Origin of the sequence: Arthrobacter sp. efr-133-TYG-118, assembly GCF_030209755.1 — a bacterium.
Lineage (GTDB): Bacteria > Actinomycetota > Actinomycetes > Actinomycetales > Micrococcaceae > Arthrobacter.
In genome coordinates, this window is the sequence record NZ_JARVRH010000004.1 from 202,045 (window position 1) to 224,303 (window position 22,259).

Sequence of the window (22,259 nt, forward strand, 5' to 3'; positions counted from 1 at the left end):
GATGTCTGCTGAACTTGCTGAGCCAGCATCCAAGATCGAGCTGCCCGCGCACATTGGTGGAGGTGGGGAAATTCCCACCTTCAACATCACTTTGCGAGTGCGACGCTACAACCCTGAGGTCTCGGAAGAGCCCGTATGGGAAGACCACCAGCTGACGATGTACGGCACCGACCGCGTGCTGGACGCCTTGCACAAGATCAAGTGGGAAATCGATGGCTCGCTGTCCTTCCGCCGTTCCTGTGCACACGGCGTTTGTGGCTCCGACGCCATGCGCATCAACGGCCGTAACCGCCTCGCATGCAAGACCCTGCTGAAGGACCTGGACACTTCCAAGCCCATCACCGTTGAACCGATCAAGGGCCTCCCGGTGGAGAAGGACCTGATCGTGGACATGGAGCCGTTCTTCCAGTCCTTCCGCGAGGTCATGCCGTTCCTGATCAACAAAGGCCACGAGCCCACCAAGGAACGCCTGCAGTCGGTCGAGGACCGTGAACGGTTCGACGACACCACCAAGTGCATCCTGTGCGCTGCCTGCACGTCGTCCTGCCCCGTGTTCTGGACGGACGGTCAGTACTTCGGCCCGGCCGCCATCGTGAACGCGCACCGTTTCATCTTCGATTCCCGCGACGATGCAGGTGACATGCGCTTGGAAATCCTCAACGACAAGGAAGGGGTGTGGCGCTGCCGCACCACCTTCAACTGCTCGGAGGCTTGCCCGCGTGGCATCCAGGTGACCCAGGCCATCGCCGAGGTCAAGCAGGCCATCCTGGCACGCAAGATCTAGTCCAGTATTTAGAATACGACGACGGCGTCCCCTTGGCGGGGTACGCCGTCGTCGTTGTTTAAGAGTCGTTCGGGAAGGCCGGGCAACTCGCACAACGAAAGGCGGACAGGGTGTCCAAATCGATGAAGATCAGCTTCGAAGGCAGCACCGGAGATCTCCTGGCAGGTATCGTGGATGTTCCTGAGGGCCCGGTCCGGGGCTGGGGTGTGTTCTCCCATGGTTTGACCCTCGGCAAGGACAGCCCGTCAGCCTCGCGTGTCTGCAAGGGCTTGGCGGATCTCGGAGTCGGCATGCTTCGCTTCGACAACCTTGGACTGGGCGACTCCGCCGGCGAATGGTCCGCCGGATCGTTCAGCGTGAAAGTGGCAGACACCATCCGCGCCGCCGGGTTCATGCGTGCCGATGACAAGGAAATCTCCCTGCTGGTGGGCCACTCCTTCGGCGGGGCAGCCGTGTTGGCTGCGGCCCTCAGCCTCCCCGAGGTACGGGCCGTGGCGACTGTCGGCGCCCCGTTCCAGCCCAGGCACGTGGAGCACATGTTCGACGCCGAAGTCAGCACGATTCTCAGCGAAGGCAGCGCTGAGGTCAACCTGGGCGGCAGGCGCATGGAGGTTCGCCGACACTTTGTGGAAGACGTGGAGAAGGCCGATCTCAGGGACTGCATCCGTACCCTGCACAGACCCCTCATGGTGCTGCACTCCCCCACAGACAACACCGTGGGCATCGACAATGCCAGCGAAATCTTCCAAACGGCACGGCACCCGCGGAGCTTCATTTCGCTCGAAGGCAGTGACCACCTGTTGACGGGCAAAGGACAAGCCGCCCGGGTGGCAGGGATCATCTCGGCCTGGGCCGGGCAGTACCTCGGCGACTAGGCCTTACTTGGCTTTCTCGGGGAATGCTTTCGCCGGGAAGGAGTGTGGCGAAGGGTGCCGTGATCCGAGGGCCGGCTTGGGGTGCTCGTGCGCCCCGGTATCCGCTTCCCTGATGGCCGCCCACGCGGCGGAGACCAAGTAGACCTGGCTGACCAGGTTGAACCAGATGAGAAGCCCGATAATGATGGCAAATGAGGCCAGGATGGGGTTCCGTCCGGCATTCGCCAGTAACTCCGTGCTGAAGATCTGGAGGATGGTGGTCCCGATACCGGCCAGCACTGTTCCTTCCAGGAACGCTTGGCGGCGAAGTTTCAGACGGCCTGCGAAGCGGAACATGATGACCGCCGTCGCCCAGTTGAGGACCAGTGGAACGGCCGTGCGGACGAGCCAGGTGACGGGGCCGGCAACGGCGTCGGCCAACCCGAGCCGTTCGATGATCCATCCGGCCGCTGTCCCGAACACCAGAGAAACACCGGCGCTGACCACCAAGGCTGCGCCGAGCAGCAGGAGGGTACCGGCGTCGCGGGCTTTCATCAGCAGCGGGTTCTCTTGCACGGGCTCCAGCCCGCAGACTCCGCGAAGACCCTCCCGAATCCCCGCGATCCAGCCGAGCGCGGTAAATACCGTGACGACGGCGGCTATGGCAGCCGTCCAGCCGAGGCCTGTGGGGTTCAGGAGATCATGCGGATCCACCAGGCCGTTGCCTCCGTTGGTTTTCAGGAGTCCCGGGGCCGCCGTGGCGACGCTCGAGACGATTGAATCAACCAGTTGGGGCTGCCCGTTGAGGACCAGGCCGGTCACGGCGAACCCCGTGGCCAGCAGGCCCGTGATGGAGAAGAACATGGTGAAGCCTATGCCGGCGCTCAACAGCGGACCATGGCGCAGGTTGTAGAGGTTGAAGGCGCGCATGGGCCGGAAGTTACTCAGCCGGGCGAGGGCGAGGTTGATGAACGCCGGTATTGTGGCGCTTCTATTGCCTGAGCGTCGGGCCTTACCCCATTCGACCTGACGGTGAATGAGCTGCAGCTTCAGCTGCGCCCCTTCAGTCGGCAGTGGTGGCCTTTCCGCCTGCTGCCGGTCGTTGTGCTGTGCTTTTCCTTGATTGGTCTGCGTCGCCGCCAAAGTCGAGCTCTTCCCGTAGCTGCCAGATGCCGTTGTCGTCGTGCTCGTAAAGTCCCATGCTAACCACCGGGAAGGTGGCCGTGTAGTTCTTGAGCACCGTTTCGGCCTCGTCCAGGCTTTCGGGAGCGACGTCGTGGGCTACCGTCACGTGCGGATGGTAGGGGAAAGGAAGATCGCGTTCCAGGGGGCCGGTCTGCAGTTGTTCATGCAGGCCCACGCACTCCTCAAAACCGTCTTCGACCTTCAGGAACACCACCGGGGATACCGGCCTGAAGGAGCCCGTACCGGAAATCGTGATCTTGAATGGTGCCTGGCGACGGGCGACGTCGCGAACATGTTCGAGGGTGGCTTCCCAGTCCTCGGCAGGCGTGGTGGTCACGAGGGTGATGTGGGCCGGGATCACGTCCGCCATGGGATCACCGAAGGAAGCGCGCCATTGCTTCAGTTCCTGGGCGACTTCCCGTGGGAAACCCAGGATGACCCCCACGCACAGGTTGTCCCCGCACGCGCTGGCAGACTCGTGTGCGCCCGCGTCCAGGCGGGCATCAGAGGCCTGGCCGGCTCCCCTTGAAAGGGAGCCGACCTGGACGCTGAGCTTGCCAGCTGCGCACATGGCTTTAGCGGATTCCTTGTGCTCCGCCGTAAGGCAGGAAGCCCACCTTGGCGTAGACGTCGGCGAGCGTGGCCGAGGCGATCTCCCGGGCTTTGTCCGCCCCATGGGCGAGGAGCCGGTCAAGCTCGGCCGGATCGGCCAGAAGCTCGTTGGCGCGGTCCCGGATCGGCCCGAGATGGGTAGCGACGAGTTCAGCGAGGTCGACCTTCAGGTGGCCGTACATCTTGCCTTCGTAGTCCGCTACGATCTTCTCCACCGGTTGGCCGCTGATGGACGAGTAGATGCTCAGCAGGTTCGACACCCCTGGCTTTGCTTCGCGGTCGAAGCGGATTTCCGTCTCGGTGTCCGTGACTGCCGACTTGATGCGTTTGGCCGTGATCTTCGGGTCGTCGAGCAGGTTGATCAGGCCGGCCGGCGACTCCGCGGACTTGGACATCTTGGCCGTGGGGTTCTGGAGATCGTAGATCTTGGCCGTTTCCTTCTGGATGAAGGCCTGCGGCACCTGGAACGTCTCGCCGTAGCGGCTGTTGAAACGCTGGGCGAGGTCGCGGCTGAGTTCAATGTGCTGCCGCTGGTCTTCGCCTACGGGTACCCCGTGTGGCTGGTACAGCAGGATGTCGGCTGCCTGCAGGATCGGGTACGTGAAGAGCCCGACGCTCGCGTGGTCGGAACCGTGTTGCAGCGACTTGTCCTTGAATTGGATCATGCGCGACGCCTCGCCGAAGCCGGTGATGCAGCCAAGGACCCACGCCAACTGGGCATGCTCAGGAACCTGGGACTGAACGAACAGCGTGCACTTGTCCACGTCTACGCCGCCGGCGATGTACTGCGCAGCGGTGACACGGGTGCGTCGGGCCAGCTCGGCGGGATCCTGCGGCACCGTAATGGCATGCAGGTCCGGGATGAAGAAGATGGCGTCATATTCGTCCTGCATGCGGACCCAGTTGACCAAGGCACCAAGGTAGTTGCCCAGGTGGAGGGAGTCAGCAGAGGGCTGCATGCCGGACAGCACGCGGTGCTTTGCTCCGGCGGGCAGTTTGGTGGATGTTGCCTTGGCTGCAGCTGCAGCGGGTTCAGTCGTGGTGGAACTGGTCATGAGGAAAACTTTCGAAAGCCTAGAGCTGGTAGTCGACTACCAGCGGTGCGTGGTCGGAGAAACGGGTGTCCCACGACGGCGCCCGGTCAACGACGGCCGAAAGTGCGGCTGCCGCGAGTCCAGGAGTGGCCATGTGGTAGTCGATGCGCCAGCCTGTGTCAGTGTCAAAGGCCTTACCGCGCTGGGACCACCAGGTGTAGGGGCCATCAACATTTCCTGCCAGGCCCCTGTGGACATCCCTCCATCCGATCTCGTCGCCGAAGAAGCGGTCGAAGTACGCGCGCTCCTCAGGAAGGAACCCGGCACGTTTGGTGTTGCCCTTCCAATTCTTGATGTCGAGCTCGGTGTGACCCACGTTGAGGTCGCCGACAACCAGTGCATGCTCACTGTGCTTGGCAAGTTCCGGAAGCCTCGTGGTCATGACATCCAGGAAGCGGTACTTGTCCACCTGCTTGGGCGTGTCCACTTCGCCGGAGTGCACATAAGCGCTGACGACCGTCAGGGTGGTGTCCCTGCCGCCGCCGTCCCGAACGACGTAGTCGGCCTCGACCCAGCGTCCAGTGGTGGCGAAGTAGTCGTCGCCGATACCCACGCGGGTGGCAACCGGTTCCTGCCGGGAGGCAATCGCAACCCCGGCGCGGCCCTTTGCCTCGGCTTCGGCGTGCAGGATGTACCAGCCTTCGCCGATGAGCTGTTGAACCACCTCATCGGGCGCGCGGACTTCCTGCAGGCACAGGATGTCGACGTCGCGCGGTTCCAGCCACTCCGCCATGCCCTTCTTGTACGCGGCACGAATGCCGTTGACGTTGACCGTTGCGATGCGAAGGAAGTCCTTCTTCAATGCCGAGCTCACCCCGCCTACTCTAGTCGATGATGGTGCCCGCGACGGGCTCGTCGCCGCCGCCGGAGGACTTGATCATGTCCCGGGCATTGCTCGACGTGATGGCGATGGTCTCCAAGGCGCGATCTATGGTGTCTTGATCGGCGGCATCGCCCTTGGCGCGTTCGTCCTCCACCACGCGTACTTGCACCTGGACAATCTTGAAAGAGTGGTCCAGTTTGAGGTCCCGGATTTCATCCGCTTCGTTCCGTTCCGAGACCACCCGTGTGCCACCGTGGTCGGCGCTCGACGACGATGGCGCCCGGCCGGTTGCCGCGTTGAACGCGTTCTGTGCTTCGGTGAGTTTTTCACCGGCCCGCCTTGCGGCCTTCTGGATGCTGAAGACCACGAAAGCGGCGAGCGCGAGCCAGCCGAAGGAGACAACAGCAACGATCCAGCCGACGACGTCGTTATGGTTGGCCGCGAAGATCACGGCCACCAGGAAAGCGATGAGTACCACCGTCATGCCCAGTCCACCGATGCGGAAGCCTTTGAAAGGGCTCTTGGCGGAAGCGGACGAGGGAACAGATGACGGGGAGTCGCCGAGGGATCGCATGCACCCATTGTCGCAAACTCCGCGCGACGAACGGCCCGCTTCCACCCCCGGCGAACAGCCTGTGCGGCTATTTCAGGAAGAGCTTGCGCAACCTTCCGGTGGTGAGCGTGATCCCGAGGGCGATCATCACGAGGTAGTAGGCGATATGGACTGCCGTGGCCGGGCTGAAGGAACCAATGCTGATCTGCCGCAGGAGTTCCACGCCGTGCCACAGCGGCATCGCTTGGATAAGCCACTGGATGTATTGCGGATAGACGCTCAGCGGGTAGAAGGTGGCGCTGAAAAGGAACATCGGCAGCATGAAGAAGTTGATCCAGTCCATCTGTTGGAAGGTCTTCATGAAGCTGGTGATGCCCATGCCGAAACTCGCAAAGCCGAAAGCGATCAGTACCGAGGCCGGGATGACGAGGATGGCCCATGGCGTGGTGATGAGTCCCATGACGGCCATGACGGCCGTGAACCCCGTGGCATACAGGAGTCCGCGCAGCAGGGCCAGGAAGATCTCCCCGATGGCTACGTCCAATGGTCCAAGGGAGGTATAGAGCATTCCCTGGTACAGCTTGGCGAAGTTCATCTTGAAGAAGACGTTCCAGGTGGAGTCATAGACGGCGCCGTTCATTGCGGACACGGCCAGGAGCGCGGGCGCGATGTAGGCCGCATAACTGATTTCCTGGCCGCCCGGTCCCGCCACAGTACCCACAATCGGGCCGAGTCCCACGCCCATGGAAATGAGGTACAGCACCGGCTCGAAGAACCCGGAGACGAGGATCAACCACGTGCTGCTTTTCGCTGCCATGAGGCCCCGGGACACAACAGCAAGCGCATTGCGGGAGTACAGCGGGCCGAAGGTGCGTTCACGGGCAGCGTCAGTGGCGCTATGGCCCCCGGTCAGAACGCTCATGCCCCCATCCTCCTGACAAACTGGCGTCGCGTCAGCGTCCAACCCGCAGCGGCGGCGCCCAGAAGGAACACGACGTGGGTCAGGGTCAACAAGGGATTCTCCTCAAGTCCATAGGTGAAGACGCGGCCCAGCTGCGTACCGTGCCACACCGGGGAGACCCAACCGATCCAGCGCACTCCAAGCGGCAGCGAATCCAGCGGGAAGAAAGTGCCCGAAAACAGGAACAGCGGCACGACGATGAATCGCTGCACCAACGCGAACTGGCCGGAGTCTTTGGTGATGCTCGAGGCATAGGCCATGAGCGGCAGCCCGAAGGACAAACCGGCCACTGTGGCAACTATCGCCGACACCCAGCCCCACGGACTCGGCGAGGCACCGAACATGGCCACAATGGCGAAGTACACCACTGATTGCACGAGGAACTTCAAGGCACTTGCCATGATGTGGCCCGCGGCGATCTGCTGCGGTACCAGCGGTGAGGCGTGCGGGCCATAGAACACGCGGCGCCATTTGAAGCCGTCCATGATCGGGTAGGAAAAGTCCCCCGACGCCGTCATGACCGCGGATGAGACCAACAGTGCCGGCGCGATGAAGGTCAAGTAGTTCACGCCACCGAACACCGCCGCACTGTTCGCATCCACGAGGCTCGCCAGCCCGATTCCCATGGCGAACAGATAGGCCACCGGCTGCCCCACGCTGTACAGGAACACGGACCAGCCGTAGCCGCGCATCACGCGCAGGACCTGCTCGGCGTAGAAGAAAGATCCCCAGCGCTTCGCCCGGCTGGCTGAAACGGCCGGCGAGTGGGCGCTAATCAACGAGGCTCCGTCCGGTCAGCCGGAGGAAGACGTCCTCCAGCGAAGAACGCCGAACCAGCGAGGTCAGGGGACGGAGCCGGCGTGCGGAGACTTGCTCCAGGGCCGATTCGCCGTCGTTCGCGTAGATGAGCACCCGGTCCGGAAGCGTCTCGACGCGTTCGCCGATGCCCGCGAGTTCGACGCCAATGGTGGCGTTGCGTTCCGAGCCGAAGCGGAGTTCCAGCACCTCGCGCGTGGAATATTCGCGAATCAGGCTGGCCGGCGAGCCTTCGGCCATGATCCTGCCTTTGTCCACCACGATCAGCCGGTCGCAAAGCTGTTCGGCCTCGTCCATGTAGTGCGTGGTGAGGATCAGGGTGACGCCTTGTTCCTTGAGCCGGAACAGCCTGTCCCAAAGGATGTGCCGGGCCTGCGGGTCCTGTCCCGTAGTGGGTTCGTCCAGGAGCAGGATCTTGGGCTCGTTGATGAGCGAGCGGGCAATCGTGAGACGCCGTTTCATGCCGCCTGACAGGGCATCGACCCTGGACTTGGCTTTGTCTGTCAACTGGGCGAACTCGAGCAGCTCATCGGCCTTGGGACGCAAGTAGCTCAAGGGCAGGCCGAAGTAGCGGCCATAGACAATCAGGTTTTCGCGGACCTTCAGTTCCTCGTCCAGGTTGTCCTGCTGCGGCACCACTCCGAGGTGCGCACGGACTTCCGGACCATGGGTTTCCGGGTCCAGGCCCATGATGCTGAGCTTCCCGGACGTGCGCTGGGAGACTCCGCCGATCATTTTCATGGTGGTCGATTTGCCGGCGCCGTTGGGGCCGAGCAGGCCGAAGGACTCCCCGGCCGGGACCTCGAACGAGATACCGTCGACGGCCGTGAGCTCGCCGTAGCTCTTGGTGAGGTTTTCGGCTGTGATGACTGCGGGTGGGTTCATCTGGAGGCTGGCTGACGTGGAGAAAGAGCGGGTGGCTTCATTGTGCACCCCAGCAGACTAGTAGAGCCAAGGAATACGTGAAAGAGGTATTCCGCAATTTTCTGGAGTAACGTGCAGGGCCCTGCGCGACATTCTGCTGGATCATTCCGCACCTCAGGCCCTGGAACCGCGTGATTCCAAGGCCTGACGGTTTATCCAGACGAATGATCCAGCAGAATCCGCCGGTTCCTCACTTTGTCGGATGTGTCCGCAGCACTTCCAAGCGCTGGCGGTACTCGGTCTCGTCGATTTCGCCCCGTGCGTAGCGCTCCCTCAGCACGCTTTCGGCGCCCTGGGTTGCTGCCCAGTAGTGGTTCCGGCGCCACATCCGGCGGCCGAAGAAGATGAAAAATCCGATGACCAGGAACCAAAACAGCGGGATCAGGAGGAAAAACGGCCAGAAGACGAATCCGTCCCCCGGTCCATGGACGACGTCGGCGGGAAGCTGCGCGGCCGCCGAGCCGATGGTGGTGCTCAGTGATGTCAACATGTCCAGTCCAAACTCTCAACAGGCCGTATCTCGGCTCTGGTTCCAGTCTGGTTTTTGGCCCATCGAAACGCGTCGGCCACCGGGAGTCACTTGCGCCCAGCCGCCTACTCCCCCGGGAGACTGCGGGCCAGGGCTAGCTGCTCCAGCCTGGCCGGACCAAGCCGGATTCGTACGCCAGCACCACCAGCTGGGCACGGTCCCGAACCAGCAGTTTGGTCATGATCCGTGAAACGTGCGTCTTCGCCGTCAGCGGGGTGATGAACAGCCGCTCAGCGATCTCTGCGTTGTTCAGGCCTTCGCCTACAAGCGCCAGGACTTCCCGTTCGCGATCCGTGATTTGGTCCAGGGGCACTGTCTTCGACGCCGCCTTGCTGTGCAGGGCAAGCTGGGCCATGATGCGGCGAGTCACGGACGGCGAAAGGAGTGCGTCGCCGTCGTGAACTACCCGCACGGCGCGGATCAGTTCCTCCGGTTCGGTGTCCTTGACGAGGAAGCCCGCGGCGCCCGCGCGCACGGCCTCGGCGATGTATTCGTCGAGCTCAAACGTGGTGAGGATGATGATCCGGGTGTGGGCGAGGCGGGGGTTGGCCAGGATTTGCCGGGTTGCGGCCAACCCGTCGCCATCAGGCATGCGGATGTCCATGAGCACGACGTCGGGCGCCTCGCGCTCGGCCAACCTGACGGCATCCCGGCCGGTACCAGCTTCCGCTACTACTTCCATGTCCGGTTCAGCGTCCAGGAGGGCCCGGAACCCCGCCCGGATAAGGTTCTGGTCGTCGGCGAGCAGCAAGCGGATCATCTCTGGTGTCTTTCTGGCTCGAGGTTCAGCGGGAGGTTCGCTTCCACGCGCAGCCCCGGCTCCAGCGGCATCAGGCTGAGCGTGCCGCCGAGGGCCTCGACGCGCTCCCGCATGCCCCTCAGCCCGTTCCCGGCAGGCGCTCCCCGCAGGCCTCCGCCGTCGTCGTCGATCCTCACCCGCAGCGCGTTCCCCGCCAATTCAAGAAGTACGGCGGCGGACGCCGCGCCTGAGTGCCTGCGGACGTTGCTCAGCGCTTCCTGGACGATCCGGTAGGCGGCTTCCTGCTGTGCTGTACCCACTCGTTCCGGGCCAACTCGTTCCGGGCCAACTCGTTCCGTGTCTACGGAGTCTTCGAACCGCAGCTGCAAGCCGCCGCGCCTCGCGTCGTCCACGAGTTCCGGGATCCGCCCCAGACTTGGCGGCGCCGCGGGACTCAGCGGGGCGTCGTCGCGCAGCACCCCGAGGAGCTGACGGACTTCGGCCAGGGATTCCTTGCTCGCGGCTTTGATGGCTTCCAGCGCCGGGCGGAGCTTCTCGGGATCGTTCGTTCCCAGATGGAGCGCCACGGAAGCCTGGACGTTGATCATCGAGAGGGAGTGTGCCACCACATCGTGGATGTCCCGGGCGAGCGTGAGACGGTATTCGTCCCGTTCGGCCTGTTTCGCGGCCTCCCGCCGTCGCCGGTATTCGGCCATGCGCTCGCCCCGCCGCCGGAAGCCTTCACCGATCAGGACAAGGATGGCCGCCCAGGCAACACCGGCAGAGGCCCGGACAAGCCCCGTCTCATCCCCGGCGAGGACAGCCATCAGAACGAGGGCGCCAGCGCAAATCCCAGCCCCGAGCCAGGCCTGCCAGCGCAGCCCCGCGGCAGCGGTCAGGATGATCGAGAGAGCCAATGACAGCACAATCGGACCCCAGGCGTATCCGAGGAGCAGGTAGATGGACGTGGCCGCGATGGTGATCGGCAGCATGACGGCGGGCCTGCGGGTCCGGAAGGCCAAGGCTGCGGGGCCGGCCAACAGCAGCATGAAGGCGAGCGGGTCCAAGGGGCGCAGGGCAGCCTGATGGCTCGCCGAAAAGACGGTCCCCAGGACCTGGATCAGGGCCACAGCGATCACGATGAAACTCGTGGGAGGACCCTGGAAACGCCGCTGCATGCTCCGAGCCTAGCCGCGGAGGGCGCCGGCGTCGTCGGGTTAACGATGTAGGGCGCCTACTCCAGCGGGAGTAGGCGCCCTACACGGCAGTGGGGAGCAAATCAGGCGACGCCGGAGACTCTTCCCGCTGCCACTTGGCGTTCCGCGGCTTCGACCACGTTCGTCATGAGCAGCGCTACGGTCATCGGACCCACGCCGCCGGGGTTCGGCGAAATCCAGCCGGCTACATCGGCAACGGCGGGATCGATGTCGCCGTGGACCTTGCTCTTGCCCGTCTCGGGGTCGGTTTCACGGGTGACACCGACGTCGAGCACGGCCGCGCCCGGCTTCACGTCCGCAGGCTTGACGATGTGCTTGGCACCCGCTGCGCCTACAATCACGTCCGCCTGGCGCAGCAGCTCCGAGAGGTTCTTGGTGCCGGTGTGCGTCAGCGTCACGGTGGCGTTCACGGCCCGCCGGGTGAGCAGCAGGCCGATCGAGCGGCCGATCGTGACGCCGCGGCCGACCACCACGACGTGCTTGCCGGCGAGGCTGTAGCCGTTGCGCTCCAGGAGCTCGATGACACCGCGGGGTGTGCACGGCAGCGGCGAGGTGATCTCTCCGTTGACGTTGAGCACCAGCCGGCCCAGGTTGGTCGGGTGCAGGCCGTCGGCATCCTTGGCGGGGTCGATCCGCTCGAGGATGGCGTCCGTGTCCAGGTGCTTGGGCAGGGGCAGCTGCACGATGTAACCGTGGCAGGCGGGGTCCGCATTCAGTTCGTCGATGAGGGCCTCAACCTGGGCCTGGGTGGCATCCGCCGGAAGCTCACGCTGGATCGAGTTCATCCCGATCTCCACAGACTGCTTGTGCTTCATGGACACGTAAAGCTGCGAGGCAGGGTCCGCACCTACGAGCACAGTGGCAATGCCCGGAGTTATGCCGCGGGCCTTCAGGGCAGCGACACGCTCAGTCAGCTCAGATTTGATGGCGGCGGCGGCAGCCTTGCCGTCAAGGATCTTCGCGGTCTGCGCCATGGACGGGTTCACCACTGCTCGTGCTGCGGGTACAGCGGGAAGTCAGCGGCGAGCTTGTCGACGCGGGCCTGCAGGGCTTCAACATCGGTAGCGGAGCCGGACTTCAGCGCCGAAGCGATGATCTCGGCAACCTCGGTGAATTCGGTGGCACCGAAACCGCGGGTAGCCAGGGCCGGGGTACCGATGCGCAGGCCGGAGGTGACCATCGGCGGGCGGGGGTCGAACGGAACGGCGTTGCGGTTGACGGTGATGCCCACCGAGTGCAGGAGGTCCTCGGCCTGCTGGCCGTCCAGCTGCGAGTTGCGCAGGTCCACGAGGACCAAGTGGACGTCGGTGCCGCCGGTCAAAACGGAAACACCGGCTTCAGCGACATCGGCCTGGTTGAGGCGATCGGCGATGATCTTGGCGCCTTCAAGGACGCGTTCCTGTCGCTCCTTGAATTCCTCGCCGGCAGCGATCTTGAACGCAACGGCCTTGGCGGCGATCACGTGCATGAGCGGGCCGCCTTGCTGGCCCGGGAACACGTTGGAGTTGAGCTTTTTAGCCCACTCCTGCTTGGCGAGGATCACGCCGGAACGGGGGCCGGCCAGCGTCTTGTGCACCGTGGAGGTGACGACGTCGGAGTGCGGCACCGGGCTCGGGTGCAGGCCTGCTGCGACGAGGCCGGCGAAGTGGGCCATATCCGTCCAGAGGAGCGCACCGACCTCGTCGGCGATCGAGCGGAAGGCTGCAAAGTCGAGGTGGCGCGGGTAAGCGGACCAGCCGGCGATGATGACCTGCGGCTTCTCGGCAATGGCCTGTTCGCGGAGCTTGTCCATGTCCACGCGGAAGTTGTCTTCTTCAACCTGGTAGGCAGCTACGTTGTAGAGCTTGCCCGAGAAGTTGAGCTTCATGCCGTGGGTCAGGTGGCCACCGTGGGCCAGGGAAAGCCCGAGGATCTTGTCACCGGGAGTGATCATGGCGGACAGGGCTGCGGCGTTGGCCTGGGCACCCGAGTGCGGCTGTACGTTGGCGTACTCAGCGCCGAAGAGCGCCTTCACACGGTCGATGGCCAGTTGCTCGGCGATGTCCACGTATTCGCAGCCACCGTAGTAGCGGCGGCCCGGGTAGCCTTCGGCGTACTTGTTGGTCAGGACTGAGCCCTGGGCCTCCATGACGGCGCGGGGCGCGAAGTTCTCGGAAGCGATCATTTCCAGGGTGCCGCGCTGGCGGCCGAGTTCCTGTTCCAGTACCGCGGCGATCTCGGGGTCGAGCTCGGAAAGCGGCTGGTTGCTGATGGTCGCGGAGGTGATGGTGGTGGTGGTCACGAAGATCTCCTGGATAGGCAACGGGTATTTCTACAGGTCAGGCTACCGGCTGGGTTTTTTCCATGCCTTTGATTACGGGGCATGGCACAGCGACAGTAAAACGTGACCCTCGGCCCAGGCGTACGATCCGTGGTCTTCATCAATGCCGCTCCCTGGTGGTACACCACCCAACGCCAGTCGCGACGACTTAAACAGTACAACAGGTGCGCAACGGTAGGCTTGATCGTGTGACTGACTCCACCCTGCCTACGTCTTTTGTTGTAACCCTGTCCTGCCCGGACCGGCCCGGAATTGTGCATGCCGTTGCAGGCGCTTTGTTGGAGGCAGGCTGCAACATCGCCGATTCCCAGCAATACGGCAGCCCCAGCACGGGAAACTTCTTCATGCGGGTGGAAGCCACGACGTCCTCGACCCAGGCTGAATTGAGTTCGGCGCTGGCCCCGGTGGCCGAAGAATTCGGCATGAAGTGGCAGATCAACCCCGTGGGGCAGAAGGTCCGTACCCTGATCCTGGGTTCAAAGGACGCACATTGCCTCAACGATCTGCTCTTCCAGCAACGCTCCGGAACCCTCCCCATCGAGGTGCCGGCCATCGTATCCAACCACCGGGACCTCGAAGGTTTGGCGGAGTTCTATGGGATCCCCTTCCACCACATCCCGGTCACTCCGGACACCAAGGCCCAGGCCGAGGCGAAGCTGCTCGAGCTCATCCACGAGCACGGCATCGAGCTGACCGTCCTGGCGCGCTACATGCAGGTCCTCTCCAACGAGCTCTGCACCGAGCTCAACGGCAAGGCCATCAACATCCACCATTCCTTCCTGCCGTCCTTCAAGGGCGCCAAGCCCTACCACCAGGCGCATGCCCGGGGCGTGAAGATCATCGGGGCCACCGCCCACTACGTCACGGCGGACCTCGACGAAGGCCCGATCATCGAGCAGGAAGTCATCCGGGTGGACCACGCCCGCACGGCCGAGCAATTCGTGCAAATGGGCCGCGACGTCGAGGGCCGCACGCTGGCACAGGCTGTGCAGTGGCACGCCGAGCACCGCGTCCTGCTCGACGGCACCCGCACGGTGGTGTTCAACTAGCGCTCCCGCCGCACCGCCGCGCCCCAACTGACTCGCATTTGTTGTCGTTTTGACGCCTCATAACGACACCTACTGCGAGTCAGTCGGGTGTTCTACGCTGGGTCCATGCAGGACTTCCCGGACGCCGACCACGAAGCGGACCTCGCCGCGTTCTACGACCGGCAGGCCCCTCTCCTGCACACCCGCGCCATGACCCGGCATCGGACGGAATGCCGCGATTGGTTCATCCGCCTACTCAAGGACGAACACAGGCACTCGCTGTTCGAACTAGGCTGCGGCACCGGCGTCGAAGGATTGGAATTCGTGCGAGCGGGACTGCACTACGCGGGCGTCGACCTTTCCGAGGAGAGCATCCACGTCGCCCGCGCCAAGGGCTTGGACGCCAGCGTGGCCAGCGGCCGGTCCTTGCCGTTCGCCGACGCCACTTTCCCCGCGGTGTGGACCATGAGCACCCTCCTGCACGTCCCCAACGCGGGAATCCACGACGTCGTCCGTGAACTCGTGCGGGTTAGCGCGGCTGGTGCGCCGATCGCCGTCGGGCTCTGGTCCGGTGACGATGAAGAAGTCCTCAACCCCGAGGACCACGACGAGCCGCGGCGGTTCTTCAGCCGACGCAGCGACGACACCGTGCGCCGCATCTTCGGTGCCTACGGCACGGTGGAACACTTCGAAACCTGGCCCGAGGGAACGGGCGTCGAGTCCGGACCCGGTGCGGGCAATTGGACCCAGCACTACCAGTTCCTGGTCCTGCGGACGCCTTCCGGCCCAACTGACTCGCAGTAGGTGTCGTTATAGGACGTCAAAACGACACCTACTGCTAGCTAGTTGGGTTGGGGCCGGGGTGTTCTAGGCTTGCCCCATGGCTCCCATTTATACGTTTGCCGGGGATACCCCGGCCATCCATGACACCGCCTTCGTGGCACCCACGGCTTCCATCATCGGCAAGGCCACCCTCGGCGCGGACTCCAGCGCCTTCTATGGTGTGTCGGTCCGTGCCGACACCGCCGCAATCAGCGTCGGTGCCGGCTCGAACCTGCAGGACAATGTCGTCCTGCACGCCGACCCCGGTTTCCCCTGCACCGTCGGCGAGCGCGTCAGCGTCGGCCACAGCGCCGTCGTCCACGGATGCACCGTGGAGGACGACTGCCTCATCGGCATGAGCGCCACCATCCTGAACGGGGCCGTCATCGGTACCGGTTCGCTTGTGGCCGCCGGCGCCGTCGTGCTTGAGGGAACTGTCATCCCGCCGCGATCCCTGGTTGCCGGGGTGCCCGCCAAAGTGCGCCGCGAACTGAGCGAGGAAGAGCTCGACGGCGTGAAGCGCAACGCCGCCCACTACCGGGAGCTGGCGGCGGCCCACCGCGGGATGCACGCGCAGGCCTAGTCCAGGCTGATCGGACCCAGCTCGTCCAACAAGTCACCGGGACCGGGGTTGCCTGTCACGGACGAACCACCGAGGTGGTTCACCACGCCCCACACAGCGTTGAGGCCTGTGGTGACGGCGCCTTCGGCCCAGCCTGCGGTGAACGAGACATCGTCGCCGGCCAGGAAGATGCCCCGCTGGGCCTCCGGCAGCTTGTCCTGCTTGAAATGCGTGAACAAGCGCTGCTGGTAGCGGTAGTGCCCGGGCAGGTTGGCCTTGAAGGCACCCATGAAGTTGGGGTCGGCCTCCCAGGAAACGGTGATCGGCTGGCCCACGATGTGGCTCGCAATGTCCACGCCCGGGTAGATCTGCTCCAGCGAGTGCAGCATGAGCTTGACCCGTTCCTCGGCGCTAAGCGAGAGCCACTTCAGGGCGTCGTCGTTCCACGTGTAGGAAAGCAGGATGACGGCAGGCTTGTCCGGGCCGTCGTCGAGCAGGTACGTTGCCCGGTTGAGCCGGTCGGTCAGCGTCATGGACAACACTTCGCGGCCGGTTTCGGGGTCGATGTCCTTCCAGAACGGCCGGTCCACCATCACGAAGGTCTTGGACGACTGCATGTAGTGCGAGCGCTCGATCGCGGTCCACAGTTCCGAGGGGAACAACGATTCCTGGGTGTGGATGCGCGTGGACAGGAGCCAGGACTGGCATGTGGTCACGACGGCGGGATAGCCGGTTTCACGGCCCCAACGTTCCCGCACCATGAGGTCGCCGTTCCCACCGCGCTCGATGCGGTCCACGGCTCCGCGCGGGGAACCGGAATGCAACGACGCGAGCGAGGTGCCCTCGGGCCAGTGAGCCATGCCCGACGGCGCGTGGTGCCAGAGTGCCTCGGGGAGCCGTTGCGCTCCCCCGGTGATGAGTCGGTGCTGGTCATCGGCGTCGGTGTAGACGACGCGCAGGATTTCGAGGATGGAGTTGGGGAAGTCGGTGTCCCAGCCGCCTGTGCCGAAACCTACCTGCCCGAAGGCCTCGCGGTGCGCGAATCCGGCCTCCTTGAAGGACTCGCTTGCGGCGATGAAGCCGTAGAAGGTCTGCTCATCCAGGAGCGGGAGCAGTTCATTCCACAGCTCCTTGATGCGCTTGGTGTCGCGGGCCCTGATCGCCTCCTGCATCTCCTGGAACGCAGCGCCGTCATTCACAGCGGCCTTCCACGCTGCGGCAACCTCGTGGAAGAACTCCGGCAGGTCAGCAGACGTGGCGGCGTAGTGCTTCTGTCCCGCCAGCTCGATCACTGTGCTTGACGTTGCAGGCGCGAGCGGATTGGGGAATTCCTGGGTGTCCAGGCCGAGGAGGTCCACGTAGTGGTAGAACGCCTTACCTGAGACGGGGAAGCGCATGCCGCCGAGGTCTGCCACCACTCCGGGAGCGGAGGGGAAGCTCGCGGTCCGCAGCCGCCCGCCGATCTGGTCCGCCTCGTAGACCACGGGGCGCAGCCCGAGCTTCATGAGCTCGTAGGCCGTGACGAGTCCGGACAGGCCGGCACCGATCACCGCGACTTCCGTGCCGTACAGTTCCGGCGGAACAACCGCCAGTCCGTCCGGGTGCGCCAGGTAGTGGTCGTAGCTGAACGGGAAGTCCGGGTTCAGCATCGTGATTGGGGCGTCGGCCGGCGTTGCTTGGGAAGTCCCGGTGTCTCCAGCGCGGGGCGTGGTTTCCGTGGGCAATTCGGTGGCGGTGGTCATGAAAGTTCTGCCTTCACAGTTTCCGGGTCAGCGACCCTTGCGGATAGTTCACGGTATTCCTGTTCGGTCAGGGCCGCTACCTTGGAGTTCCGGCGTCCGTAGCCGAAGTAGAGGGCGATCCCCACGAGCATCCAGCCACCGAACACCACCCACGTGTCGGCACCCAAGTTGGCCATGAGGTAGGCGCACATCAGCGTGCCGAGGACGGGCGTGATCGGGTAGAGCGGCACGCGGAAGGTGCGCTTGAGCGCCGGGCGGTTGCGCCGCAGGTAGATGACGGCGACGTTCACCAGCGCGAACGCGAAGAGGGTGCCGATGCTGGTGGCGTCGGCCAGCGCGCCGAGCGGGACGAGCCCCGCGGTGAGTGCGACGGCGGTGCCCACGATGAGCGTTCCGGCCACCGGGGTGCCGGTTCGTGGAGAGATCCTGCCGAAGACCTCCGGGACCAGTCCGTCGCGGGACATGGAGAGCAGGATGCGGGTCTGGCCGTAGAGGACCGTCAGCACGATGCTGGCGATGGCCAGCACGGCTCCGATGGAGAAGACGAGCGCGATCCAGGGCTGATGGGTGGTTTCCTCGAGGATCTGGACGAGGGCCGCTTCGGTGCCGCCGAACCATTCCCAGGAGCGGGCGCCGATGGCGGCCACGGCAACCAGGACGTAGATGCTGGTCACGATCACCATGGAGAGCAGGATCGCGCGGGGCAGGTCGCGCTTGGGGTTGCGGGCCTCTTCGCCGGCAGTGGAAGCGGCATCGAAGCCGATGTAGGAGAAGAACACCCTGGATGCGGCGGCCGAAACACCCGCAGCGCCCATGGGCATAAGCGGTTCGAAGTTGCCGGCGTTGAACGCGGTGAACGCAACGGCGCAGAAGAAGAGCAGGATGACGATCTTTATGGTCACGATCACGGTGTTGATCCAGGCGCTTTCCTTGGCACCTCGCACCAGCAAGACCATCGCGAGGACCACAATAAGCATGGCCGGGATGTTGACCACGCCGCCGCTGCCCGGCGGCTGGGACATCGCGTCCGGCAGGAACTGTCCGAACGCGGCGAGGGTTTCATTCACGTATTGCCCTGCGCCGACGGCCACGGCAGCCACGGAGACCGCGTATTCGAGGACGAGGCACCAACCACAAATCCAGGCCATGCCCTCGCCCATCGTGGCGTAGGAGTAGGAGTAGCTGGACCCGGCAACGGGCACGAGGCCAGCCATTTCGGCGTAGGACACGGCCGAGAAGAGGGCGGCAAGGCCCGCCACGACGAAGGAAATCCAGACCGCGGGTCCGGCCAGCGGCACCGATTCACCCAGGATCACCAGGATGCCCGTGCCTAGGGTGGCGCCGACACTGATCATGGTCAGTTGGAGGACGCCGAAGCTGCGGACGAGCGGCGTCCCGCTTTCGCTGCTTCCGGCTTCGCTGACCATCTGCCCGATCGGCTTGCGGCGCAGCAGCTGCGAACCGAGCCCCGGGCGGCGGGTGGCGTTGCCGGGATCTGCATTCGCGGCGTGCGTTGGCTTGGTCTGGGTGGAGGTAGGCACAGTCACCGTTGACGTCCCTTCAGAGTAGTTGGCGGTTTCCCCTGACCACCGTAAGCCTGTGAGCCAGCTCTCACGGCGGTGCAAAATGACCTATAGTGATCAACCATGAGACGTATTGCACAATCAGAACCGACGCCGGAAGCGGTGCTTTCCGGGCAGGTCAGCGTTGACCTATCTGCGATTTCAGACAACATCAAAGCCCTCAAGAAGCGCACCGCCGCGCCGCATTTCATGGCCGTCGTCAAAGGGAACGGCTACGGGCACGGCCTTGTGGATGTTGCCCGCACCGCGGTGGCGGCAGGAGCCGATTGGCTGGGAACCGCCCAGTTGAGCGAAGCCATCACCTTGCGCCAGGCGGGCATCACCGTGCCGGTCCTTTCGTGGCTGTATCTGGCATCCCAGACCAGCGCGACCATCCGTGAGGCACTCGAGTACGACGTCGACGTTTCGCTTGGGAGCGTCGGTCAACTTGAGGTCCTGGCCGGGATCGCGGAGCAATTGGGCCGCCCCGCCGTCGTGCACCTGGAGCTGGACAGCGGCCTCAGCCGCGGCGGTGCGCGCAAGGAAAACTGGCCCGAACTCGTAGCCCAGGCTCGCAAGGCCGAGCAGGACGGCACGGTTCTGGTCCGCGGCATCTGGACCCACTTGGCCTGGGCAGATGTTCCCGCCCACCCCGGAAACGCGGCAGCCGTGGCGGAGTTCGAAGACGCCGTTCGCGAAGCCCGCGCTGCCGGCCTGGACCCGCAGCTCCGGCACGTGTCGAGCTCGGCAAACATCCTGGACCGCCCCGAATTCCATTTCGATATGGTCCGCGCCGGACTGGCGATCTACGGGTTAGCCCCGGCGGACCACCTGGATCCCGCCGACTTCGGACTGCGCCCCGCCTTGAGCGTCACCGCACCGCTCGTCATGGTCAAGAAGGTTCCGGCAGGGACTGGCGTCAGCTACGAACACCAGGCCATCACGCACGAGCCGCGCTATCTCGGCCTCATCCCCCTGGGTTACGCCGACGGCATCCCCAAGGGCATCAGCGGCCGGAGCCTGGTCCAGATCGCCGGGCGGAAAGTCCCCGTGATCGGCAAGGTGTGCATGGACCAGTTCATGGTGGACCTTGGTCCGGATGCTTCCGGGATCGAGGTCGGTGACACGGCGGTCCTGTTCGGCGATCCGGCCGGAGGGGCTGCGAGCGCCGACGATTGGGGCGCCGCCATCGGAAGCCATGGTGACGAGATCATCAACCGGATCGCACCGCGGCTCCCCCGCGTGTATGAGTCCAGTGCCTACGAGTGCCCCGATTACCAGGAGGCCCCGAGCGATGTCGCCTGAGCCGGCCCCCGGCCGCCTGAGCTTCGTCACGCTTGAGCAGTTCCTGAAGCAGCTGCCGCCCGAGTTGGAAATACTCCACGACGGCGGCAGCGGCGGGGAGCTGCTGCGCTGGGTTGAACCCAGCGAACTGGACGATCCCACCCCCTACCTGCCGGACGGGGAGTTCCTGCTGACCGCGGGACTCCCTTTCCTTGGCGACGGCGGCTCGCAAGAGAACGTCGACGCCTATGTGAAACGGCTAGTTGGGGCCAAGGTGGCGGCGCTGGGGTTCGGGATCAGGCCGTATTTCGACGCCGTCCCGGCCGAGCTGCTCAAGGCGTGCCGGCGGCATAGGCTCACCTTGATCGAGATCCCGGAGTCCATCCCGTTCGCCGCGATCGGGCTTGAGTTCTCCCAGCTCCTGGAATCGGATAACGCGAAGGTCTTCCGCCAGCTCGCAGACACCAACAGGCAACTCATGCGGGCAGTCCTCTCCCCTCGGCCGGAACACGAGCTGCTCGCCGCTTTGGTCCAGAAGGTGCCCGTCTGGGCACTCCTCATCGGAGCGGACGGGCGGGTACGTGCGCGCGCCCACGCTGCCGGCGGCAGCACCGGCGTCGAGCATTCATTGCTGGAGCCGATGCTGGAACGGCTCCTTTCCGGAAGCGGGCCGCGGGTTGAGGTGGACGGCTTTGAGCAGCCGGGATCGGCGATGGTTTTCGGCCACCCATTGCGGAGCACCAAGGACGCCAACCTGGGCGCCCTGATCCTGGGCTCGGACGCCGCGCTGACTCCTGCCCAGAACAGCGTGGTGCAGTCAGTGGTGGGGCTGCTCGAGTTGCTCGTCCGCCAACGGACGAGCGGCTCGCTCGCGCCAAGCCAATTGGCGACGGCGTTGTTGCTGCACCCTGAAAGCCTTGCCACCGGCGGGACCCGGCACGTCAACGGACTCAAGGATCTCCTCGCCCAGAGCTTGTCCTCCACGCGATCCGCGCCCCTGCGCGTGGTCCAGGGCATCAAGGTGGACTCGCCTGAGTGGCCCGCGGGCGACAGCCCGGTACGGGAGCTGTTGCAGTGGCGGCGCCTTTTCGACACCAAACTGGTGGAAATCACCGATTACGGATTCGCTGCGATCACTCGTTTGAAGGTGGACGACGCGCTCCTGGCCGACGTCGAAAAGCTCGGTTGGCGGCTCGTCATCGGAGACCCGACCGAACTGACCGGCCTTGCCGCAGCACATCAGCGCGTGACGTCGCTCCGTTCACGGGTCCAGTCCAGCGGACGGAGCGCCCGCGTCGACGAGGTGACGTGGTCTGTCACCGGGCTCCTGGGACGCGAGGCCGGATCCATGCTGGCCGCGAGGCTCCTTGAACCGGTGCTCTCCTTGGAAGCTGATCGGCGCGATCCGCTCTTGGCCGTGCTCCGGGGCTGGCTGAGCGAAAACGGCAGCTGGGACGCCTCCGCCAAACTGCTGGGGCTGCACCGCAACAGCGTGCGCCGCCAGATCGGACTGCTCGCCGAACTCCTCGACACCGACCTGAACCAGGCCCAAGTACGGGCGGAGCTTTGGATCGCGCTTCAGTACACGGACGGTCTGGTGGGCGGAGGGGACGGATATTGAAGCAACAGATCGCATCCTAGGCTCCGCAATAGCTGTTGAGAACCTTCCGTCGCTGCGGTTTCCTTATCAGGGTCTCTGCGAGCGCCAGCGAAAACTGCTATGCCAAAAGCCCAATAGGACCGCCAGGACTAACAGACCGAGAAATACCCAGACGGGCTGGCCCGTTACCGTGGCAAGAAAAGGCCCGCCGTCGCAATGTCTTTCGTTTCAGATCTGTTGAAGTAGAT

Annotated in this window: 22 protein-coding genes and 1 riboswitch; of the genes, 7 read left to right on the forward strand and 15 right to left on the reverse strand. The window is 64.5% G+C overall.

Annotated elements, in window-relative coordinates; genetic code table 11:
- Nucleotide 1 precedes the first annotated feature (1 nt).
- Both QRN59_RS03435 and QRN59_RS03440 read left to right on the forward strand, forming a co-directional pair.
- Complete coding sequence (locus QRN59_RS03435; RefSeq protein WP_078105990.1) at nt 2-784, forward strand: succinate dehydrogenase iron-sulfur subunit; 783 nt, start codon at nt 2-4, stop codon at nt 782-784.
- Between the two features lie 110 nt (nt 785-894).
- Entirely contained in the window at nt 895-1,659 is a 765-nt protein-coding gene (locus tag QRN59_RS03440) for an alpha/beta hydrolase family protein (RefSeq protein WP_284981101.1), read from the forward strand.
- Between the two features lie 3 nt (nt 1,660-1,662).
- Here QRN59_RS03440 and QRN59_RS03445 read toward each other — a convergent pair whose 3' ends face one another.
- From QRN59_RS03445 to glyA, 13 genes are all read right to left on the reverse strand, one after another.
- Entirely contained in the window at nt 1,663-2,568 is a 906-nt protein-coding gene (locus tag QRN59_RS03445; protein WP_284981102.1) for a YihY/virulence factor BrkB family protein, read from the reverse strand.
- A 133-nt stretch (nt 2,569-2,701) separates the two neighbouring features.
- A complete protein-coding gene (locus QRN59_RS03450; protein WP_284981103.1) occupies nt 2,702-3,394 on the reverse strand; it encodes a 2'-5' RNA ligase family protein in 693 nt (230 codons plus the stop codon).
- Nucleotides 3,395-3,398: 4 nt separating this feature from the next.
- Complete coding sequence (gene trpS / locus QRN59_RS03455; protein ID WP_284981104.1) at nt 3,399-4,490, reverse strand: tryptophan--tRNA ligase; 1,092 nt, start codon at nt 4,488-4,490, stop codon at nt 3,399-3,401.
- Nucleotides 4,491-4,509: 19 nt separating this feature from the next.
- Nucleotides 4,510-5,343 (reverse strand): exodeoxyribonuclease III, encoded by an 834-nt coding sequence (locus tag QRN59_RS03460; RefSeq protein WP_284981105.1) that lies wholly within the window; start codon nt 5,341-5,343, stop codon nt 4,510-4,512.
- 10 nt (nt 5,344-5,353) lie between these two features.
- On the reverse strand, nt 5,354-5,926 hold the full coding sequence (locus tag QRN59_RS03465; RefSeq protein WP_284981106.1) for a hypothetical protein: 573 nt from the start codon (nt 5,924-5,926) through the stop codon (nt 5,354-5,356).
- Between the two features lie 67 nt (nt 5,927-5,993).
- The gene (locus QRN59_RS03470; RefSeq protein WP_234751259.1) at nt 5,994-6,827 is read right to left on the reverse strand and encodes an ABC transporter permease; all 834 of its coding nucleotides are present in this window, start codon (nt 6,825-6,827) and stop codon (nt 5,994-5,996) included.
- Nucleotides 6,824-7,645 carry an ABC transporter permease gene (locus QRN59_RS03475; RefSeq protein ID WP_284981107.1) on the reverse strand — a complete coding sequence of 274 codons (822 nt, stop codon included), beginning with the start codon at nt 7,643-7,645 and terminating at the stop codon, nt 6,824-6,826. The genes QRN59_RS03470 and QRN59_RS03475 overlap by 4 nt, the downstream gene beginning before the upstream one ends.
- Nucleotides 7,638-8,567, reverse strand: a complete 930-nt coding sequence (locus QRN59_RS03480; protein ID WP_284981313.1) for an ABC transporter ATP-binding protein — start codon at nt 8,565-8,567, stop codon at nt 7,638-7,640. The genes QRN59_RS03475 and QRN59_RS03480 overlap by 8 nt, the downstream gene beginning before the upstream one ends.
- Before the next feature lie 229 nt (nt 8,568-8,796).
- On the reverse strand, nt 8,797-9,096 hold the full coding sequence (locus QRN59_RS03485) for an SHOCT domain-containing protein (RefSeq protein ID WP_284981108.1): 300 nt from the start codon (nt 9,094-9,096) through the stop codon (nt 8,797-8,799).
- Nucleotides 9,097-9,229: 133 nt separating this feature from the next.
- Nucleotides 9,230-9,895 carry a response regulator transcription factor gene (locus QRN59_RS03490; RefSeq protein WP_236816152.1) on the reverse strand — a complete coding sequence of 222 codons (666 nt, stop codon included), beginning with the start codon at nt 9,893-9,895 and terminating at the stop codon, nt 9,230-9,232.
- Complete coding sequence (locus QRN59_RS03495; protein WP_284981110.1) at nt 9,892-11,052, reverse strand: sensor histidine kinase; 1,161 nt, start codon at nt 11,050-11,052, stop codon at nt 9,892-9,894. Before QRN59_RS03495 ends, QRN59_RS03490 begins: the two co-directional genes overlap by 4 nt.
- 101 nt (nt 11,053-11,153) lie before the next feature.
- Complete coding sequence (locus QRN59_RS03500) at nt 11,154-12,065, reverse strand: bifunctional methylenetetrahydrofolate dehydrogenase/methenyltetrahydrofolate cyclohydrolase (protein WP_284981111.1); 912 nt, start codon at nt 12,063-12,065, stop codon at nt 11,154-11,156.
- Between the two features lie 8 nt (nt 12,066-12,073).
- Nucleotides 12,074-13,387, reverse strand: a complete 1,314-nt coding sequence (gene glyA, locus QRN59_RS03505) for a serine hydroxymethyltransferase (protein ID WP_425550536.1) — start codon at nt 13,385-13,387, stop codon at nt 12,074-12,076.
- Between the two features lie 90 nt (nt 13,388-13,477).
- Nucleotides 13,478-13,563, reverse strand: a riboswitch (ZMP/ZTP riboswitch).
- A gap of 36 nt (nt 13,564-13,599) precedes the next feature.
- Here glyA and purU point away from each other — a divergent pair.
- The 3 genes from purU to QRN59_RS03520 all read left to right on the forward strand — a co-directional run bounded on the left by purU (nt 13,600) and on the right by QRN59_RS03520 (nt 15,844).
- Nucleotides 13,600-14,460 (forward strand): formyltetrahydrofolate deformylase, encoded by an 861-nt coding sequence (gene purU / locus QRN59_RS03510; RefSeq protein WP_284981113.1) that lies wholly within the window; start codon nt 13,600-13,602, stop codon nt 14,458-14,460.
- 105 nt (nt 14,461-14,565) lie between these two features.
- Entirely contained in the window at nt 14,566-15,243 is a 678-nt protein-coding gene (locus tag QRN59_RS03515) for a class I SAM-dependent methyltransferase (protein ID WP_284981115.1), read from the forward strand.
- A gap of 76 nt (nt 15,244-15,319) precedes the next feature.
- A complete protein-coding gene (locus QRN59_RS03520) occupies nt 15,320-15,844 on the forward strand; it encodes a gamma carbonic anhydrase family protein (RefSeq protein ID WP_284981117.1) in 525 nt (174 codons plus the stop codon).
- Here QRN59_RS03520 and QRN59_RS03525 read toward each other — a convergent pair.
- Both QRN59_RS03525 and QRN59_RS03530 read right to left on the reverse strand, forming a co-directional pair.
- A complete protein-coding gene (locus tag QRN59_RS03525) occupies nt 15,841-17,565 on the reverse strand; it encodes a flavin monoamine oxidase family protein (RefSeq protein ID WP_502871016.1) in 1,725 nt (574 codons plus the stop codon). The two genes, QRN59_RS03520 and QRN59_RS03525, sit on opposite strands and share 4 nt — an antisense overlap.
- Nucleotides 17,562-18,992 (reverse strand): amino acid permease, encoded by a 1,431-nt coding sequence (locus QRN59_RS03530; protein ID WP_284981315.1) that lies wholly within the window; start codon nt 18,990-18,992, stop codon nt 17,562-17,564. The genes QRN59_RS03525 and QRN59_RS03530 overlap by 4 nt, the downstream gene beginning before the upstream one ends.
- Nucleotides 18,993-19,211: 219 nt before the next feature.
- Between QRN59_RS03530 and alr the strand changes: the two genes are divergently transcribed.
- Both alr and QRN59_RS03540 read left to right on the forward strand, forming a co-directional pair.
- Nucleotides 19,212-20,432 (forward strand): alanine racemase, encoded by a 1,221-nt coding sequence (alr, locus tag QRN59_RS03535; RefSeq protein WP_284981119.1) that lies wholly within the window; start codon nt 19,212-19,214, stop codon nt 20,430-20,432.
- Nucleotides 20,422-22,032, forward strand: coding sequence for a PucR family transcriptional regulator (locus QRN59_RS03540; RefSeq protein ID WP_284981121.1), 1,611 nt, complete (start codon nt 20,422-20,424; stop codon nt 22,030-22,032). Before alr ends, QRN59_RS03540 begins: the two co-directional genes overlap by 11 nt.
- The last annotated feature ends 227 nt before the right edge of the window (nt 22,033-22,259 follow it).

Excerpts from the sequence above, each read along its gene's own strand:
- QRN59_RS03435 (WP_078105990.1), top strand. The coding sequence starts at position 2 with ATGTCTGCTGAACTTGCTGAGCCAGCATCCAAGATCGAGCTGCCCGCG.
- QRN59_RS03445 (WP_284981102.1), bottom strand. The coding sequence starts at position 2,568 with ATGCGCGCCTTCAACCTCTACAACCTGCGCCATGGTCCGCTGTTGAGC.
- QRN59_RS03450 (WP_284981103.1), bottom strand. The coding sequence starts at position 3,394 with ATGTGCGCAGCTGGCAAGCTCAGCGTCCAGGTCGGCTCCCTTTCAAGG.
- trpS (WP_284981104.1), bottom strand. The coding sequence starts at position 4,490 with ATGACCAGTTCCACCACGACTGAACCCGCTGCAGCTGCAGCCAAGGCA.
- QRN59_RS03465 (WP_284981106.1), bottom strand. The coding sequence starts at position 5,926 with ATGCGATCCCTCGGCGACTCCCCGTCATCTGTTCCCTCGTCCGCTTCC.
- QRN59_RS03470 (WP_234751259.1), bottom strand. The coding sequence starts at position 6,827 with ATGAGCGTTCTGACCGGGGGCCATAGCGCCACTGACGCTGCCCGTGAA.
- QRN59_RS03480 (WP_284981313.1), bottom strand. The coding sequence starts at position 8,567 with ATGAACCCACCCGCAGTCATCACAGCCGAAAACCTCACCAAGAGCTAC.
- QRN59_RS03485 (WP_284981108.1), bottom strand. The coding sequence starts at position 9,096 with ATGTTGACATCACTGAGCACCACCATCGGCTCGGCGGCCGCGCAGCTT.
- QRN59_RS03490 (WP_236816152.1), bottom strand. The coding sequence starts at position 9,895 with ATGATCCGCTTGCTGCTCGCCGACGACCAGAACCTTATCCGGGCGGGG.
- QRN59_RS03495 (WP_284981110.1), bottom strand. The coding sequence starts at position 11,052 with ATGCAGCGGCGTTTCCAGGGTCCTCCCACGAGTTTCATCGTGATCGCT.
- QRN59_RS03500 (WP_284981111.1), bottom strand. The coding sequence starts at position 12,065 with ATGGCGCAGACCGCGAAGATCCTTGACGGCAAGGCTGCCGCCGCCGCC.
- QRN59_RS03515 (WP_284981115.1), top strand. The coding sequence starts at position 14,566 with ATGCAGGACTTCCCGGACGCCGACCACGAAGCGGACCTCGCCGCGTTC.
- QRN59_RS03520 (WP_284981117.1), top strand. The coding sequence starts at position 15,320 with ATGGCTCCCATTTATACGTTTGCCGGGGATACCCCGGCCATCCATGAC.
- QRN59_RS03525 (WP_502871016.1), bottom strand. The coding sequence starts at position 17,565 with ATGACCACCGCCACCGAATTGCCCACGGAAACCACGCCCCGCGCTGGA.
- QRN59_RS03530 (WP_284981315.1), bottom strand. The coding sequence starts at position 18,992 with ATGGTCAGCGAAGCCGGAAGCAGCGAAAGCGGGACGCCGCTCGTCCGC.
- alr (WP_284981119.1), top strand. The coding sequence starts at position 19,212 with ATGAGACGTATTGCACAATCAGAACCGACGCCGGAAGCGGTGCTTTCC.
- QRN59_RS03540 (WP_284981121.1), top strand. The coding sequence starts at position 20,422 with ATGTCGCCTGAGCCGGCCCCCGGCCGCCTGAGCTTCGTCACGCTTGAG.